We start from the raw sequence: 16336 nt of genomic DNA, 5'->3' as shown, positions 1-16336 counted from the left end.
CCGACTAGTCGTTACCCTGGAGGTGAGTCGACACACATCGTAGTGAGGGGCCACCATGACCACTGCACCAGATCGCACCCGAATCGAGTTCCCGGACATCAGCTCGCGTGCGTGGGAACACCCAGCCGATCGGGCTGCATTGGTGACGCTCCGGACGCTTCGGGGGTTCGACACTGTTCTGCGGACGCTGTCCGGACTGCTCCAAGAACGTCAGCACCGCCTCATGTACCTCGCCACGTCGGTGCGAGTCGACGAACGCCAGTTCAGCGACCTGAACGACCTGCGCCGTGACTGCGTCGAGATCCTGCAGGCCGACGAGACACCCGAGCTGTTCGTACTCCAGACCCCGATGGTCAACGCCTTCACCATCGGCATGGACAAGCCGTTCATGGTGGTCACTACCGGCCTATTGGACGTGATGAACTACGAGGAACAGCGGTTCATCATCGGCCACGAACTTGGCCACGCGCTGTCCGGTCATGCTGTGTATCGGACCATCCTGATGCATTTGATGCGACTGGCCGGAACCATCGGATGGCTGCCCGTCGGCGGATGGGCATTGCGCGCGATCATCGCCGCCCTCATGGAATGGCAGCGCAAGTCAGAACTGTCCGGTGATCGTGCCGGACTGTTGTGCGGGCAGGACGTACACACCGCGATTCGCGTCCAGATGAAATTGGCGGGCGGATCCCGAGTCAGTGAAATCGACATCGACGCGTTTCTTGCCCAGGCCGCCGAGTACGACGCCAGCGGCGACCTCCGCGACGGTGTACTCAAGCTCCTCAACATCGAACTGCTCTCTCACCCGTTCTCGGTGCTTCGCGCCGCCGAGCTCAAGAAGTGGGTGGACAGCGGAGACTACGCCGCGATTCTGCGCGGAAACTACCCCCGTCGCGGCGATGACGACGGAGCGAAGATCAGCGACGAGTTCAAGAATGCAGCCAAGACCTACAAGCAGAACTTCGACGAGTCGGAGGACCCTTTGATCCGCATGGTGCGCGACATCGGTAGCGGATTGGGCGGTGCGGTGGGCGCCGTGGGGAATGGCGTCGGCGATGTAGCGTCGGACATCAAGGAACGATTCACCCACTGGCGCAAGAGTTCCGACAGGTCGAAGGGCACTGACGACGCCGAGTAAGCAGAATCGGGACCTGCCGCCGAAGGCAGTCGGCGGCAGGTCCCGGGCTCTTGGCGTGAAGGTGATGCAGGCTTCCCTCTGCACCACCCTCACGTTCACAGACAGTACCAGCAGTCGAACAAACGTGCGAACTGAAAGCGGTCGTGTCGAATCACCGGTTGTCGGGTACGCGGCATAGGACCACTACAGAAGGGAGCCGACATGCATGCTGGGCGACTGAAGAAGGTCGGTTCGAGTGACGGCCCGTTTGCCTCCGTGTACTTCGAAGACGTCCGTAACCGGGAAGATGCGCGCGAGCGCTTCGAACTCGAATGGCGCTCGATGCGCAATCAACTCACGAAACAGGGAGCATCGGAATCGCTGATCGCACGACTGGACGAGGTGAAGGACAACCATCACGGCATCTCAGGTCGCGCCGGACGCGCGATCGTCGCCACTTCCGAGGCAGTGCTGATCGACGATATTCTGCTCGAACCTGCCGGCTCCACTATCGCGACCTTGGGCGAACTGCCCTACCTGATTCCACTGATCGCACACGGATACGACACCGAACCGTTCCTCATCGCCAAGGTCGACCACACTGGCGCGGATCTGTGCGTGCGCGATGCTCGCGGGCGTGACGTGTACGGCGAAACGGTAGACGGAGACGGCTTCCCGGTCCACAAGGCACACGTGGGCGGTCAGGAGCGATACACCGACAGCCAAAGCCTCGTGGAGGAGAATATCCGGAAGAACCTGACTCAGGCTGTGGAGCGCGCGGCGGCACTCGCCCGTGAACACAAGGTCGCGCTGGTGGTTGTCATCGGAGAAGTACAATCCCGCAAAGCTTTTGCACAGCTTTTGCCGTCGACGCTACGGGTGGTGGACGTCGAAAAGGGTTCGCGTTCAGTCGGTTCGACACCCGCCGAGGTGTCCAAGTCGATTCGTGAACTGATCGACACGCAGCGACTGCGCAGAATGGATGTGGAAACCGAACGCTACGTCGCAGAGCAGGGCCGGGACTCCGGCCTCTCCATCGACGGGACCGCACGCGTCCTCGACGCCCTCGAACAGGGCAAGGTCGAGACGCTGCTGCTCACCGATCCCGACGACAAGGAAGTCACCAGTGGAGAGTTGATCGGGCCCGCCGATCGCGTACTCCCCTACATCGCAATCGGGACCGGCACCGAGTTGGTACAGATCGACGAACGCCTCGTTCTCGCCGACGGATACGGCGCGATACTTCGGCACCCTTGAACGCCAGAGCCTGCTGATCAGATTCGGTGGCGAGCACGTTCTATCGAGAAGCGTGCTTGCCCACCGAGTCCGGGAAACCATCGGCAATTGCTGCGACGAGTTCCAGATATGCCCGTGCCGTGCGCTTGTTCAACAACTTCAAGTCGATCGGACCGCCTTCGCCCAGGTGATCGTCGTAGGGCAACGTCTTGACCGCTCGCACTCCACGCTGAGCGAAAACGTCCTCGAGTTGATCGAGGTCGAGCGAAGACGAACCCGGCCGCGTCGAATTGATCGCCACGACCGACCTGCTCACCAGATCTGCGTATCCGTGCTTGGTCAGCCAACTGAGCGTTGCTGCAGCACTACGGGCACCATCCTGAGCTGTCGGGCTGACGACAACCAAAGCATCTGCTTCGTCGAGAATTCCGTACATGGCCGAGTGCATGATTCCGGTGCCACAGTCGGTGATGACGATGTTGTAATGCACCTCGAGAATTCGGAGAGTATCGAGGTAGTCCTGCTCGTTGAACGACTCCGAAGTTTCCGGATCTGCCTCACTCGCAAGGATTTCGAGTCGGCTGTCGCCTTGCGAGGTGTAGTAGCGAACATCGCTGTACGTACGAATGTCACCGTCGGCCAACAGATCACGAACGGTCAGGTGATGTTCACGTCGTTCGCGATCAGCCAGGGTCCCCAGGTCGGGATTGGCGTCGATGGCTACGATTCGATCCCCACGGATCGATGCGAACGTCGAACCGACAGTTTTGGCCGCCGTGGTTTTCCCCACTCCACCCTTGAGTGAGATGAAAGCAATCTTGTACACGCCGCGCACCGTTCGGTTGGCACGGCGCACGAGAGCCTGGTGTTCGAGTTCGGCAGCCGACTGCCCGGTGTTGATCCGGCCCCCGGTGAGTTTGAACAACACACTGCCCAAACCGCGTTCGGGTGGACGCTTCGCCCGCTTGATGATGTCCAGGTCGTCGACGGAGGTCATAGGCCTGGGCGTCGAGGTCCGGAAATCGGTCGGCTCTTCACGACGTTGCTGGCGCATCCGCTGACTGGGCAACGGCTTTGCTGCAGGCTCGTCGAATTGTGGTGTGAAGGTGACGGTTCGAATCGACGTTGCATAGCCGTCGTCGGACGCGTCGAAATGGCCGTCGCCCTGAGTCGTTCCGGAGTTGTTCCCCAGGACTCCGTTATTCGAACCGTTGTTATCGCTGCGCACCGTTTTCCTAGGTCGAGTTCGGAATCATTTCGGACATAGCCTCTCGGACGCTATCACTCTGGCGGGCTTGCCGTTCTCTGCTCAATACCGTCGTGGCACAACAGACCGTTACACCCGCACTTCGATGACTTTGGTCCCCAAGCTTGTGCCGATCTCAGCAAATACGAACGTCGTAACGATATGCGGCACAGATATCTTCATCTGCCGGTAGAAACAGCCTTCCGCAATGTCAGGGCAAATCCCTTGGTAACAAACGAGAAAAGGGAGGGCGATCGCCTCGGCGATCACCCTCCCTTCATGGACAAGTGTTCAGCTGCTGCAGAATTCCGAACTACCGAGACTTCCGAAAATCGTCGACAGATCCACACTTCCGAACGAACTGCCCGTATCGCAGCCGTCGGCAGTGAGCGCGAAGTCGACACCGGTGACGTCATTCGTGCTCAGATTCACCGGAATTACTGCTGGATCGGCACCGCATCCGCTGCCGGGAACCACTTCTACGGAATAGCCGTCCTTGGCCGGCTTGTACTGAAAGAAGTAGTCACCGGAATCATCCGTCGTTGTCGTCGCGATTTGCGTGCCGGCATCGAGGAGATTCAACGTCACGTCAGTCGCCCCGACCCCGTCAGCACCCGGACACCCGGTGACAGTTCCGACGATGCTGAACACCTTCACCAACTCGAAGTCGATCCCGGTCGCGTCGGACGTCGTCAGATCTACCGCCGTCCTGTCGGGTACGGATCCGCATCCAGCCGGCGAGTATGGACTGACCGTGTAATTGCCCGGAGGAACGTTCGTGATCGTGTATGCGCCACCCACCCCGACAGTGGCCGAGGATATCTGCGTCGAGCCATCCCATACGACCATCCATATCCCGACCGGATCGCCAGTATCGCTACACGAGTTGACAAGGGTGCCCGACACGGAGCGTGTGACCGGGTCCGCCGAGGCCACCGAAGACAGGAAGAGACCGAACGCACCCACCAGGGCGAATATCGCAAAGAATCGACGCCTCATGAAACTCTCCTATGTGTTTGCCCTGCCGTCGACCCGTTGCCGGCGACCAGAGCCAAGTCTGGCACCGGAAAATGACCGTCACGTTTGTTTCACCCGGTCCTCGGCAAAGTTTGGCGAATCGGACAAATCCCCCGCCTAATGCGTTCGTCGGTCGGCCACCGAAACGATCCCGACCGATCACCTACTAAGCCCGGTAGTAGGCGCCTGTATCCTTGCGCGTATGACGCCGGGACCGAAAGATGTCGCGCAGCTGCGCGGTGCTTTCGTGGGCGGCACCTCCGGCGCGGTTTCCGTCGCAGCCCACGCGCTCGGTGGCGGCGGCATGGCCCCGTCCGAAAGCGCTGTCGTGTTGCTGATCCTCGCCTGCGCGAGCGTCGGCGCGGTGGTCACGTCCATCGACACCCGTCGCTCCCCCGCGCTCTTGCTCGCCCTCATGCTCGCTGCGGGTCAGGCCATCGGTCACGCGACGTTGACCATCGCTTCGGATCATCAACACGGCCTGCTCCTGTCCCTTCCGATGCTCGCGGCACACATCGCTGCCGTCGGAGTGTGCGCAGTGCTGATCCGCGGCGCAGAACGCGGATACGTCGTGGCCGCATCGACGGTAGCGACAATCGTCGCCGTTCTATTGCGCCCGTGGGCAGCTGAACCGTCGCCGTTCGCTGCACGTACTCGATACCGCGCCAAAGTTGTTCTGCGTCAACTTCTCACCTCTGGCCTGGGCACTCGCGGCCCACCGGCATTCGTGTAACTCACCTCCCTTTTCCTTTCACGCACGTGATTACGTGCGCCACTTTGCTGTGCGCCTTTATTAACCGCCCGCGGTTAATAAAGGGCACAGCGGGATCGAGTACACGCATGTCCGCACCCGAATTGGAGCGCGCACAGACGCGCGCGTCCAACGACAGTTCTCCCCCGAAGAAGCAGGTTGGCGGCGCCAGACCACTGATCCTGCGTCTGCACTTCTACGCCGGCGTCCTGATCGGACCGTTCATCCTCATCGCCGCTTTGAGCGGTGGCCTCTACGCGATGGCACCCACCATCGAGAAGTTCGTTTACAGCGACTACCTCCAGACCGACACCACCGGACAGATCGCGTCACTGAACGACCAGATCCGTTCCGCTCAGCAGTACCGCCCCGACTTGACGGTCTCGGCAGTACGTCCGTCCCCTGCTGCCGGCGAAACCACCCGAGTCCTGTTCACCGATCCGTCACTGGGCGAATCGGAGAGGCTCGCCGTCTTCGTCGATCCGGTGCTCGCACAGCCGGTCGGCGAGTTGGCGGTCTACGGAAGCAGTGGTTCGCTGCCACTGCGAACCTGGATCTCCCAACTGCATCGCCACCTTCATCTGGGCGAACCCGGCCGCCTCTACAGCGAATTGGCCGCGTCGTGGATGTGGGTGGTCGCACTCGGCGGTGTCTACCTCTGGTTCCGTCGATACCGCACCGCCCGGAACGCTCGACTGCTCACGATCGACCGAGCATCCACCGGACGAAGCCGGACCCTGAACTGGCACGGTGTCGTCGGCATCTGGATAGCAGTTGCATTGGTCTTCCTCTCGGCGACCGGCCTCACGTGGTCGACCTACGCCGGAGAGAACGTCAGCAATCTGAGAACCGCGTTGAGTTGGACGACGCCCTCAGTTGTGAAAACTCTCGGCGACGCTCCCCCTCCGGCGACAGGCGGGCACGAGGGTCACGACATGGCCCCTGCCGCCACCGGCACGCTGACGGACACCAACGTCGGACGCGTCGACACCGTCCTCGGTATCGCCAGGTACAACGGGATCACCGGTCCTGTCGAAGTATCGATACCCGCGAACGCCGAGACGGCGTTCACCGTCGCCCAGACACGTCAGCCCTGGGTGTACAGCAACAACACCATCGCAATCGACGGAGCGACGCAAAAGGTCACCGACGAGTTGTGGTTCTCGGATTGGCCACTCGCAGCCAAACTTTCGGCCTGGGGAATCCAACTCCACATGGGCCTGCTGTTCGGTCTTGCCAACCAGATCGCACTCGCCGCACTGGCACTCGCACTGGTCAGCGTGGCCATTCGGGGCTACATCATGTGGTGGCGCCGACGCCCCACTCGTGGCTCCGACTGGGCAGTCGGCCGGGTTCCTGCCCGCGGCGGAATCCGCAACCTCTCCCCGGTCGGCCTCGTTGCTCTCGTCGCGATCACGGCGTTGGTCGGCTGGTTCGTACCGCTACTCGGCATCAGCCTTCTCGCATTCCTGCTGATCGACCTGTGCATTGCGGCGTTCAAACGCCGTGCCACCACCTGACACTTCACGAATTACGGAGACACACATGACTGTTCGCACAAAGATATTCGCAGCTGTTGCACTGTCCGCAGCTCTCGCCCTGACCGGCTGTTCTTCCAACTCCGACAAGGAAACCGAAGCTGCACAATCCATCACAGTTCAGGATCAATGGGTCAAGGCCGCGCCGGAAGGAATGAGCGCGGCGTTCGCCGAACTCGTCAACTCCAGTGACAAGGACGTACGCGTGGTCTCGGCCACCAGCCCCGCGTCGTCTCGACTCGAACTGCACGAAGTCGTGACCGGCGACGGCGGAACGATGACGATGCGTCCCAAGGACGGCGGTTTCCTGGTCCCTGCCAACGGATCCGCCTCCCTCACCCCGGGCGGTGACCACCTCATGTTCATGGACCTGTCCGCGCCGCTGCTCCCGGGCGCAGAAACCGACCTCACCTTGATCTACGACGACGGTTCCAGCACCACGTTCACAGCCCAGATTCGCGACTTCTCCGGTAATCAGGAGAACTACGACCCGAATCACGGTGGCTGAGAACACGAACCCGCCCAGCCGAGCAGTCAGTCGGCGGCGCCTTCTCGGAGGAGGCGCCGCCGCGCTCGGCGTGGCGGGAATAACCTGGGGCGCAACCACAGTGGTCGAGCGCAGCGAACACGAGCAGCAAGCAGGCAAGCTGGTGGAACCGTTCTACGGAGTCCACCAAGCCGGCATCAACACCACGCCGCAAGCGCACGGCACCTTCATCGGGTTCGACCTCTTGCCTGGAACCGATCGAGCAGTCGTCGTCGGAATCATGAAGATGTGGTCCGAGGATGCGTCACGGCTCACCGCGGGAAACCCGGCGTTGGCGGACACCGAACGGGAACTGGCTGTGGATCCGGCACGCTTGACAGTGACCGTCGGCTACGGCCCTGGCCTGTTCACCAAGCTGGGATTGCAAGCACGTCAACCGGACTGGTTCGAGCCATTGCCGAGCTACGCGATCGACCGACTTGACGATCGATGGGGCGGATCGGACCTGTTGCTGCAGATTTGTGGCGACGATCCGGTGACCATTGCTCATGCTGTGCGAGTTCTGACCAAGAACGTCCGATCACTGACAACCATCCGGTGGACGCAAAAGGGATTCCGCAACGCTCGCGGCACCACGCCTGAGGGAACCACGATGCGCAATCTCATGGGCCAAGTGGACGGGACCGTCAATCCTGCTCCGGGAACAGTGGATTTCGATTCACTGATCTGGCACGACGGCGCGGGTCAGTCGTGGCTGGCGGGCGGAACCTCGTTGGTACTGCGACGCATTCGCATGGAAATGGATACCTGGGACGAACTCGACCGTTCGGGGCGCGAACTCACGATGGGGCGCACGTTGTCCAATGGCGCTCCGCTCAACGGAACCAACGAATTCGACGAAGCGGATTTCACACTCACGGACAAGTTCGGGATTCCGGTGATCCCGCCAGGATCACACATCGCGCGAGCCCACCAGACGCATGAGAAGGAGCAGTTCTTCCGTCGGGCATACAACTACGACGACGCACCCGAGAGCGGGCAGACCTCGAATTCGGGATTGATCTTCGCAGCATTCCAACGGGACATCGCCGAGCAATATCTACCGGTCCAACAGCGATTGAGTGACTTCGACGCACTCAACGAGTGGACGACGCCGATCGGTTCTGCGGTGTATCTCATTCCGCCGGGATGCACCGAGAACGACTATCTGGGAAGCGGATTGCTCGGCTGACAACCCCGGGCAACGATATTGTGGGGGCCGGATCCGAACGGATCCCGCCCCCACAATGCCTTCTACCTGAAGTTGTTGCGTTACTTGGACTTACGAGGTCCCGGCATGACCGCACCTGGACGGGCGGTAGTCAACCTCGTGACCCAACCACTGACGGGCCACTTCTTCAGTCCGACGTTGTGTGGGGTGACCTCGGTTCCGACGTACTTGGCAGCAAGCTCGTCGTCGACGGTTCCGTTGAACCGCCACAGTTGGCTTCCGTCGGCATTGCGGGTGGACACCTCCCATGACTGAGCACGGAAGGCACCACGAATGATGCTGTCGGCAAACACCAGAACGGGGATTCCGATCTCGGCACGAACGGCCGCACCGGCAGACCACTCGGCGCGCGCGAGTTCGTAGATCTCTTCCGGCGTTGCTCCCGGACGGGCGGAGGCCGGTACGTGGAGGACGATGCTCGGCGTCGGGAGTTCCGGCGCGGGATCAGCCGAGTAGCGCAATGCGAGTTCCTCGACGCGGGTCGCTCGGGCGTCCTTGTCCGAGGTATCGCCTGCGAGATTGGTCAGACCCTCTCCCGCGTCGGTGATCCGCAAGGCTTCCACGATGCCGCGGACGACCTCGTCGGTAGTGGCGGCCGAATCCGTGGCGGCAGAGACCGAGCGGAGGAGTACGAAGTGCTCCACCGCCGAACCTGCGTCGTAGATCTCGCGGATCCGAGCGATCTTGGCTGCCGTCACAGCAGCATTCGACTCGGCCGGAGCGTCCGCTCCTTCGAGGTTCGCGAGTTCACCGAGCGCTTCGAATACCGGCGCGAATACTTGATTTCCCGTGCCGTGCCCGACATGGAACACCTGGTCGTTACGCGGGTCACACAAAGCAAAGACATACTGCCCCAGCCTCTTCCCGACCTTCTCGGAGAACGGCTGCGGAGCGGGCTTCCTGACGACGACCTCGGTGGACAGAGTGCGCATCACGGCCAGACGTAGTGCGTCTGGCACGCTGGTGGAACCGGCAGCACCGGAAAAGATTGCCGCCGAAGCAGCGCTGATCGAGGTGAACGTGCGGCCGACTTGCTTCTCGAGAGAGGCAGAGACCGTACCGACCGCAGTCAGTTTTGCATCGAGGGTGCCGTCACCCTCGACAAGGAACTCCTTGATCAACGGAGCAACGAGCAAAGTGGAGCCGATAGCGCGAGGAACTGTCCAGACAATAGCCATGCCACGAGCCTAGGCGATCACCTCGAGGCGCGAGGCGAACGCGACTCAGCCCGCCGCTGCCGGCCCGGCCAGTCCCTGCACAAGTAGGTTCCAGGCCGAGTGCGCGACTTCTTTTCGCGAGCTCTCGGCAGTCCGTTCCATGATCGCGGCGAACATCGCGATCGCCAGAATCACGTCCTCAGCAGTCACGGACTCGCGTATCTTCCCAGCTCGACGCGCCTCCTCGAGGCGTCCTTCGAGGAGATCGGTCAGGCGGGTGCCTGCCGAATTCAGTCGTGAGTCGCCGAAGGAGACGGGCTTGATGACCTCCACGAACACGATGGAGGTGGTGATCTGGTCTACCAACAATCGAAAAAGATCGTCGAGAGTCGAATCCGGATCGGCAGCCATATCTTGCAGCTCGACGATGTTCTCGTCGAACACCGCGAGTGCGAGGCTCTCGCGAGTGGGAAAGTGCCGGTAGAGGCTGCCCTGACCGACGCCGGCCGTGCGGGCGATCAGGCTGAGCGGAGCAGCAAAACCCTGAGTGGCGAACACCTCACGAGCTGCTGAGACGAGTGCCGCACGATTGCGCGCCGCATCTCTCGGCCCTCTGTTGAGAGATCCGCTATTGACGCGGCCAGACGATGTCACGCACACTACGATACCAACCGGACAGCATTGTCCGGTTGGTTGCGGCCCGACACCGGTTCACACCCCGACCCGATCGTCGAGAGCGCTCGAACACGCGCCTGCCCTCCGTGCTGCCTGTCCGTGAGATACGTCTGCCCGTGAGATACGAAAGGCAATCCCGCACCGGGAGTTGGACTCGATGAAATCGTTCACGACCATCAGAACCAGATCTGCCATCGCACTCGTCGCCTTGATCACCGTCCTTCCCGTGTGCGTCGCGTCGGCTGAGCCCGCCACTGCCCCGGGCTCGATCCACGAGAATCCGGGTGTCGCTTCCACCGCCGCAAGCCGCGCCGAATGCGGCCCGGGATCGATGCCCGAGACCGGGTTGCAGGGTGATGTTCCGGCCGAGGACCGAAACAGCGGACGCAGCCGAGACGGCTACAGCTGCAACATGTCTCAGATCGGCGGCTACTCGGGTCGCGGCGGCGGGATCACGTCCACCAACTTCGAACACTGCTCGTACGTCGGCAGTTTCTTCCCCGGGAACCTCCTGGGCCCCGCACAGGGCGTCCAAGTTCTCGACGTATCGGATCCTGCCAATCCCGCTCTCACCGCCACGCTGACCGAACCCGCGATGCTGGCCGGAACGTGGGAGAGCCTCAAGGTCAACACCGCGCGAAAGCTGCTGGTGGGCACGGGCGTTCCGCTCTTGACCGGCGTCGGCCTGATGTCGGTCTACGACATCTCCGATTGCGCGCACCCGAAACTACTCAACCCCGGACCAGGAACCGATCTGGGGATGCTGCTGCCCATCACCAATCACGAGGGAGGATTTTCACCGGACGGGAACACCTACTGGTCTTCCGGCACCGCTCCCGGCGTGGTGAGCGCCGTCGATCTCACCGATCCCGCCAACCCACGCGTCGTCTGGCAGGACCTCATCGGGTTGTCGACGCACGGCTTCGGAATCAGTCCCGACGGAAATCGCATGTACTTGTCGAACAATCTCGGCGGAATACATGTCCTCGACATCAGTGAGGTTCAGCGCCGCGTCCCGAATCCTCGGGTGCGCCAACTGTCCCAGCTCTCGTGGACCGACGGTTGGGCCACCCAACACAGCATTCCGGTCACCTACGACGGTTCGCCGTACCTGTTCACCGTCGACGAAGGTGGTTCCGGCGGAGTCAAATTGATCGACGTCTCCGATGACGACGAACCGTCGGTCGTCAATTCGGTGAAGCTCGAAATCAATCTGCCGGAGAATCAAGACGCTGCGCTGGCGTCTGCTGCCGGCGGATCGCTGTTCGCGTACGAATCTCACTACTGTTCGGCAGATCGCCCGGTCGACCCGACGGCGCTGGCATGTGGATGGATCTCGAGCGGGATTCGGGTCTTCGATGTTCGAGATCCCTTCGACGTCCACGAAATTGCGTACTTCAACCCACCTGCTCGGACCGGCGGCAATCTCGAACTCGCCAACTCGCCACACGCTCTCGCGTCGCTCATCGGCGTACCCGTTCTCAGCACCCCGGCAATCGCGCAGTCGATCGCGCAGGGCCAGTTCGACCCCGGCCAAGCACTGAGTTCGCGGTCGGGCATGGTCGCTCTCGGCGACATCTCGACCGATTGGTGTTTCTCCCCACCCGAATGGCGAGGGACCACGTTGTGGGCGACGTGCGCCGACAACGGCTTTGTTGCCATGCAACTCGAAAACGGTGTCTACACACCACCCGCTGACCAGAAGACGACCGTGGGATCATGACGGCGCCGCGATCGGTCAAAGCCGTCGCACTCGTGGCCGCGGCACTGATGCTGCTCGTACTCGGCGCAGCACTACGTCCGCTGTTCGCACCCGAGAACCACACGCAGAGAGCTGTTCTGAGCGAAACCGAAATCGGATTCGTGCACGACATGGCGGCCCACCATCAACAGGCCCTCTTCATTCTCGCGCGTCTGAGTCCCGATGTGGACCCGGCGGTGACGAGACTGGCCCAGCAGATCGACGATGTTCAACGAACGGAAATCGGTGTCATGCTCGGCTGGCTGAGGTTGGCCGGTGTCCCGCCGAACAGTAGAACGCCGATGGCGTGGATGGAGGCGCCGCCGAGCGGCGCCGGCGACTCTCGTCATCACCCGGCAACGCTGGACACCGAGACCGACTCCATGCCGGGTATGGCTACGACCGAAGAACTCGAGAAACTGAGCAGCGCTCGTGGGCTCGACGCCGAGGTCCATTTCCTTCAACTGATGGAACGCCACCACCGTGGCGGGATCGCCATGGCGCAGGCCGCCGACGCCCTACTCGAGAGCGGGCCGGTGAAACAGTCCGCCCGCGACATGATCAACACCCAGAGTCAGGAATCCGGGCTGATGACGCTGATGCTCGAACAACGTGGGGCACAACCACTGCACTGACCCGCATGTGCAGTGACTACCATAGGTGTCGACCTGCGAACTACAGAAGGAATCGACACTTCATCATGACCCTGCTCGTTCGCGGAATCGATTGGTCGAACCCGACAGCACCGCGGATCCGATGCGTCGACGACACCACTTCCGCTACGACCTTCTTCACTCACGACTCGGTGCTGCGATTCTCCGTCGACGAGACGAAGGGCCGCCGCTGCCTCGGCTGGCGAGATCTCACCGCCGAAGGTCCAGGACACTCGCCGTGCGACCGCGGGGCGACGGTCACCGCAGGACGCCAATGCGACCGATGCCGAAATCGTGAGGGGTTCACCACGGTTCATCAGGCACACGTCAGCGGCGCGCACATTCATCCGAATGTGCGTACCTACCTCGCACAACCACAATGGCTCTACGTCGACGTATTCGCCGGCGGCCAGATGAAGGTGGGGACGGCGTCCGAGTTCCGCAAGCATCCGCGAGTCGCCGAACAAGGGGCAGTCTGCGCATTGTTCGTAGCGCGGTCGACGGACGGTTACAGCATTCGCGCCCTCGAAGCCCGAGTTTCGGAGCACTTCCACTTGAGCCAGGCAATACGTACGTCTCGGAAAATCGAAGCGTTGACAGGGCCCTTGGATCGAGAGAAACTACGAAAGTCGTTGCACCACTTCGTATCGTCGATCAAAGACGAGCTGAATGACATCGGATCGGACATCGACGGAATCGAGATCCTGGAGGCTCCCGAAGAATGGACGGCGCCGGCGTGCGCTGACATGGTCTTCGATGCGGCACCGTTGATCGCGTACCCGCACACTTTCGAGTCCGGCGAACATTCCTTGTATTTGGAGGGCCTTGCCGGTTCGATCGCCTCGCTGCGGATCGACCCCGACTCTGAATCGCCACGCTTTGTCGCGGACGTGTCCGGACTGGTCGGTCGAACCATCACCGTCGGCGAGTTCGAGTCCCCTGGCGTGGCGATTCAGGAATCGTTGTTCTGAAAGTAGGTCAGCAACTTCCCGCGGTCGCTGCGGCGAATCCGCGAGTGACCTCGGCCTGCTCGTCGGCAGACAGGCTCGACCATTCGGGATAAGCCTGGATGGAGGTCAGCATGTCGTTTGCCAATGATTCACGCGTCATGCCCATTTCCTCTCCGGACTCGTCGATGGCCGGCTGGTATGCGTCGAGGTACCGGAGAACGTCGGAGCACGCCTGCGCGTAGGTCCGTGGCAGCGCCGAACTCACATTCGGGTCGGACGGGACCTCAGCCGGAGCACTCGAGTCGACCGAAGGGGTCTCGGTAGGTATTTCCGACGACGTCGCCGGAGCCTCGGATGACGTCGTCGACGTCGCCGTGGTGGTCGCCGAAGCAGAGGAAGTGAGTGTTCCGACCTCGGTCGGCTTGTCTCCGTCAGAACCGCAGGCAACCAGCGCCACCAGCGAGCAGGCACCGATGAACCCGGTGATCGTTTTCTTCATCCCTCAAGGATGCCAGAGGGCCACTGGCGTCCGAACGGACCGGCATCGCCCGTCAGCGCCAATTGCCCGAGCATCCGGCCGAATCCGAGCGCCTCGCCCTCCCGACTGCGGGATTGGACTGTATGCCCCGTTCGCGAACCCATGCTACGGTGACTTAACTGCAAAATAACTACGGGTGGGATTGTCCGGTCTGCCGCGTTCATCCGGAACGCTCCGATCGGAAATAGTTCGTCTATAAGGGGCTGGAACGAGTGGGACTTTTTCGTCGACGAGGTTCCCGCGAGGAAGACGACGATCGCGGGCAAAACCTCGATCGCAGCGACCCCGGGTACGCCGCCTGGTTCGCGAACGTCGCCGACGCGGGTGGTCAGCCGATTCCGTACAAGCGACCGCTGACCGCACCGGTGTATCCGCAACTCCAGCCGCCGGCCCCGGACTACGAGACGGATACAAGACGGCCACTCAACGCACCCGCCGGAGACGGCTGGCTACCCGCAGACCGCATCGACGAATTCGAGTCGTCGAATGGCCGCCCATCTGCACCGAACGGAACGAGCCCACAAATCTCCCAAACTGAAAAGTTGCCGCCCGACCCACTCCCGACGCCGCAACCAACGATTCCACCTCGAAATGTACCGATGACTTCACCACCGAAGCATCACCTGGAGTCGCCCCGCGCGACTCGGCCCTACCAAGGAGAAGCAATGAGCAACATCGACAAGATCCTCGGCGAATTGATGCGCATCGACGGTGCCAGCGGTGCAGCCGTCGTCGACGCCGACAGCGGAATGGTTCTCGGCATGAGCGGCAACCCGTCATTCAGCCTCGAGTACGCCGGCGCCGGCAACTCCGAGGTTGTGCGAGCAAAGCTCCGCACGATGAGTAACTTGGGGATTACCGACACCCTGGAAGACATCCTGATCACCCTGAGCAACCAGTACCACCTCATTCGCGTCCTCGAGACGCCCGGACTGTCGACGCTGTTCGTGTACCTCGTTTTGGACCGTGCGCGTGCGAACCTGGCGCTGGCCCGCCACAAGCTGGGCGAACAGACCCCCAAGATCGAGATCTGACGCTTCCACTTCCTTCCCGGCAATGCCCGGTCCTCGCCAACGGCGAGGGCCGGGCATTGTTCGTTCCGAACACTCGATTGGTGAACCTCGCGCCGGCGCCGATACTGGGACCGTGACTATCGCGGATGCTCCTTGCGTGTGGTTGACCACCCTCCGAAGCGACGGCTCGCCGCACACGACTCCGGTCTGGTTCTTACTGCATCAGAACACATTCTGGATACCGAGCGCTGAGCAGAATCGTAAGGTTCGGAACCTGCTGGACGATCCTCGGGTCTCGTTGGCAGTCGACGGATCCGCTGGCGACCCGTGGGTCGCACAGGGCCTCGCGACAATTCATCACGACGTCGGCGAATTCGTCGACCTCCTGAGACTTTTCGGCGAGAAGTACGACGGCTGGGATGCCGCAGACGAAACTCGTGAAGGTCCGCGGGTCCTCGTCTCGGTCCCGGTGACTCGATGGTTCCTTCGACCGGACTGACAGACAGTGCCGGTTAGGCCCGAATTGTCGTGAATGACATACTTGTAGTTCATCTCTCGCAGAAATGGACTCTCACACATGGCACGCACGGCACATCACAGGCGCGGCATCACCGGCGTCACCATCGGCATTGCTGCCGTGATCGTGCTGGGAGGTTGCGCCAATTCCAACGCCGACGCGCCCGAAACATCTTCTCTCGGTTCGGGAATCGGATCCGGTGTCACCACGACGGTCGTGACCGAAGCCTCGGCTCCTTCGTCCGCCGCAATTGAACTGCTGGCACAGATCCCCGTCAAGGGACGCGCACCCAAGACCGGATACGACCGCGCGCTGTTCGGTACCGCCTGGACCGACGACGTCACCGTCGAATTCGGCCACAACGGCTGCGATACACGCATTATCTGCACGCAGTTTTGACATATCTCAAAACCTTGCTGGTAGGCCCCCA

At 61.8% G+C, this 16336-nt stretch carries 17 protein-coding genes; 12 read left to right on the top strand and 5 right to left on the bottom strand.

What is annotated here, in order from left to right:
- Nucleotides 1-55: 55 nt before the first annotated feature.
- Together M1L53_RS30485 and M1L53_RS30480 are read left to right on the top strand one after the other, a co-directional pair.
- The gene (locus M1L53_RS30485; protein WP_003945574.1) at nucleotides 56-1138 is read left to right on the top strand and encodes a M48 family metallopeptidase; all 1083 of its coding nucleotides are present in this window, start codon (nucleotides 56-58) and stop codon (nucleotides 1136-1138) included.
- 201 nt (nucleotides 1139-1339) lie between these two features.
- Entirely contained in the window at nucleotides 1340-2374 is a 1035-nt protein-coding gene (locus M1L53_RS30480; RefSeq protein WP_007734628.1) for a hypothetical protein, read from the top strand.
- Between the two features lie 40 nt (nucleotides 2375-2414).
- Here the strand turns inward: M1L53_RS30480 and M1L53_RS30475 are convergent, their stop codons facing one another.
- Nucleotides 2415-3581, bottom strand: a complete 1167-nt coding sequence (locus M1L53_RS30475) for a MinD/ParA family protein (protein WP_003945525.1) — start codon at nucleotides 3579-3581, stop codon at nucleotides 2415-2417.
- 309 nt (nucleotides 3582-3890) lie between these two features.
- A complete protein-coding gene (locus M1L53_RS30470) occupies nucleotides 3891-4598 on the bottom strand; it encodes a carboxypeptidase-like regulatory domain-containing protein (RefSeq protein WP_054187963.1) in 708 nt (235 codons plus the stop codon).
- A 220-nt stretch (nucleotides 4599-4818) separates the two neighbouring features.
- On the opposite strand from M1L53_RS30470, the gene M1L53_RS30465 reads away from it, so the two are divergent.
- The 4 genes from M1L53_RS30465 (at nucleotide 4819) to M1L53_RS30450 (ending at nucleotide 8623) form a co-directional block, all read left to right on the top strand.
- Nucleotides 4819-5349 carry a hypothetical protein gene (locus M1L53_RS30465; RefSeq protein ID WP_054187964.1) on the top strand — a complete coding sequence of 177 codons (531 nt, stop codon included), beginning with the start codon at nucleotides 4819-4821 and terminating at the stop codon, nucleotides 5347-5349.
- A 107-nt stretch (nucleotides 5350-5456) separates the two neighbouring features.
- Nucleotides 5457-6887, top strand: coding sequence for a PepSY domain-containing protein (locus M1L53_RS30460; RefSeq protein WP_054187965.1), 1431 nt, complete (start codon nucleotides 5457-5459; stop codon nucleotides 6885-6887).
- Between the two features lie 25 nt (nucleotides 6888-6912).
- Nucleotides 6913-7413 (top strand): copper chaperone PCu(A)C, encoded by a 501-nt coding sequence (locus M1L53_RS30455; protein ID WP_003945769.1) that lies wholly within the window; start codon nucleotides 6913-6915, stop codon nucleotides 7411-7413.
- Nucleotides 7406-8623, top strand: coding sequence for a Dyp-type peroxidase (locus M1L53_RS30450; protein ID WP_054187966.1), 1218 nt, complete (start codon nucleotides 7406-7408; stop codon nucleotides 8621-8623). Before M1L53_RS30455 ends, M1L53_RS30450 begins: the two co-directional genes overlap by 8 nt.
- 80 nt (nucleotides 8624-8703) lie before the next feature.
- Here the strand turns inward: M1L53_RS30450 and M1L53_RS30445 are convergent, their stop codons facing one another.
- Both M1L53_RS30445 and M1L53_RS30440 read right to left on the bottom strand, forming a co-directional pair.
- The gene (locus M1L53_RS30445) at nucleotides 8704-9840 is read right to left on the bottom strand and encodes a GIY-YIG nuclease family protein (protein WP_054187967.1); all 1137 of its coding nucleotides are present in this window, start codon (nucleotides 9838-9840) and stop codon (nucleotides 8704-8706) included.
- Nucleotides 9841-9885: 45 nt separating this feature from the next.
- Nucleotides 9886-10473 carry a TetR/AcrR family transcriptional regulator gene (locus M1L53_RS30440; protein ID WP_223304676.1) on the bottom strand — a complete coding sequence of 196 codons (588 nt, stop codon included), beginning with the start codon at nucleotides 10471-10473 and terminating at the stop codon, nucleotides 9886-9888.
- Nucleotides 10474-10651: 178 nt separating this feature from the next.
- Between M1L53_RS30440 and M1L53_RS30435 the strand changes: the two genes are divergently transcribed.
- From M1L53_RS30435 to M1L53_RS30425, 3 genes are all read left to right on the top strand, one after another.
- Complete coding sequence (locus M1L53_RS30435; protein ID WP_003945495.1) at nucleotides 10652-12217, top strand: LVIVD repeat-containing protein; 1566 nt, start codon at nucleotides 10652-10654, stop codon at nucleotides 12215-12217.
- Entirely contained in the window at nucleotides 12214-12870 is a 657-nt protein-coding gene (locus M1L53_RS30430) for a DUF305 domain-containing protein (protein ID WP_054187968.1), read from the top strand. Before M1L53_RS30435 ends, M1L53_RS30430 begins: the two co-directional genes overlap by 4 nt.
- A gap of 65 nt (nucleotides 12871-12935) precedes the next feature.
- Complete coding sequence (locus M1L53_RS30425) at nucleotides 12936-13859, top strand: DUF2797 domain-containing protein (RefSeq protein ID WP_054187969.1); 924 nt, start codon at nucleotides 12936-12938, stop codon at nucleotides 13857-13859.
- Nucleotides 13860-13866: 7 nt separating this feature from the next.
- Here the strand turns inward: M1L53_RS30425 and M1L53_RS30420 are convergent, their stop codons facing one another.
- Nucleotides 13867-14337, bottom strand: coding sequence for a hypothetical protein (locus M1L53_RS30420; RefSeq protein ID WP_003945723.1), 471 nt, complete (start codon nucleotides 14335-14337; stop codon nucleotides 13867-13869).
- Between the two features lie 704 nt (nucleotides 14338-15041).
- Between M1L53_RS30420 and M1L53_RS30415 the strand changes: the two genes are divergently transcribed.
- The 3 genes from M1L53_RS30415 to M1L53_RS34935 all read left to right on the top strand — a co-directional run bounded on the left by M1L53_RS30415 (nucleotide 15042) and on the right by M1L53_RS34935 (nucleotide 16305).
- On the top strand, nucleotides 15042-15410 hold the full coding sequence (locus M1L53_RS30415) for a hypothetical protein (protein WP_020906454.1): 369 nt from the start codon (nucleotides 15042-15044) through the stop codon (nucleotides 15408-15410).
- Between the two features lie 112 nt (nucleotides 15411-15522).
- On the top strand, nucleotides 15523-15888 hold the full coding sequence (locus M1L53_RS30410) for a pyridoxamine 5'-phosphate oxidase family protein (protein ID WP_232319051.1): 366 nt from the start codon (nucleotides 15523-15525) through the stop codon (nucleotides 15886-15888).
- Nucleotides 15889-15966: 78 nt separating this feature from the next.
- Nucleotides 15967-16305, top strand: a complete 339-nt coding sequence (locus tag M1L53_RS34935; RefSeq protein WP_230691590.1) for a hypothetical protein — start codon at nucleotides 15967-15969, stop codon at nucleotides 16303-16305.
- The last annotated feature ends 31 nt before the right edge of the window (nucleotides 16306-16336 follow it).

It is taken from the genome of Rhodococcus sp. T9N (assembly GCF_024436645.1).
Classification (GTDB): Bacteria; Actinomycetota; Actinomycetes; order Mycobacteriales; family Mycobacteriaceae; genus Rhodococcus_F; species Rhodococcus_F qingshengii.
The sequence above is the reverse complement of the archived record's forward strand: the minus strand, read 5'-3'. Positions and strand labels throughout refer to the sequence as shown.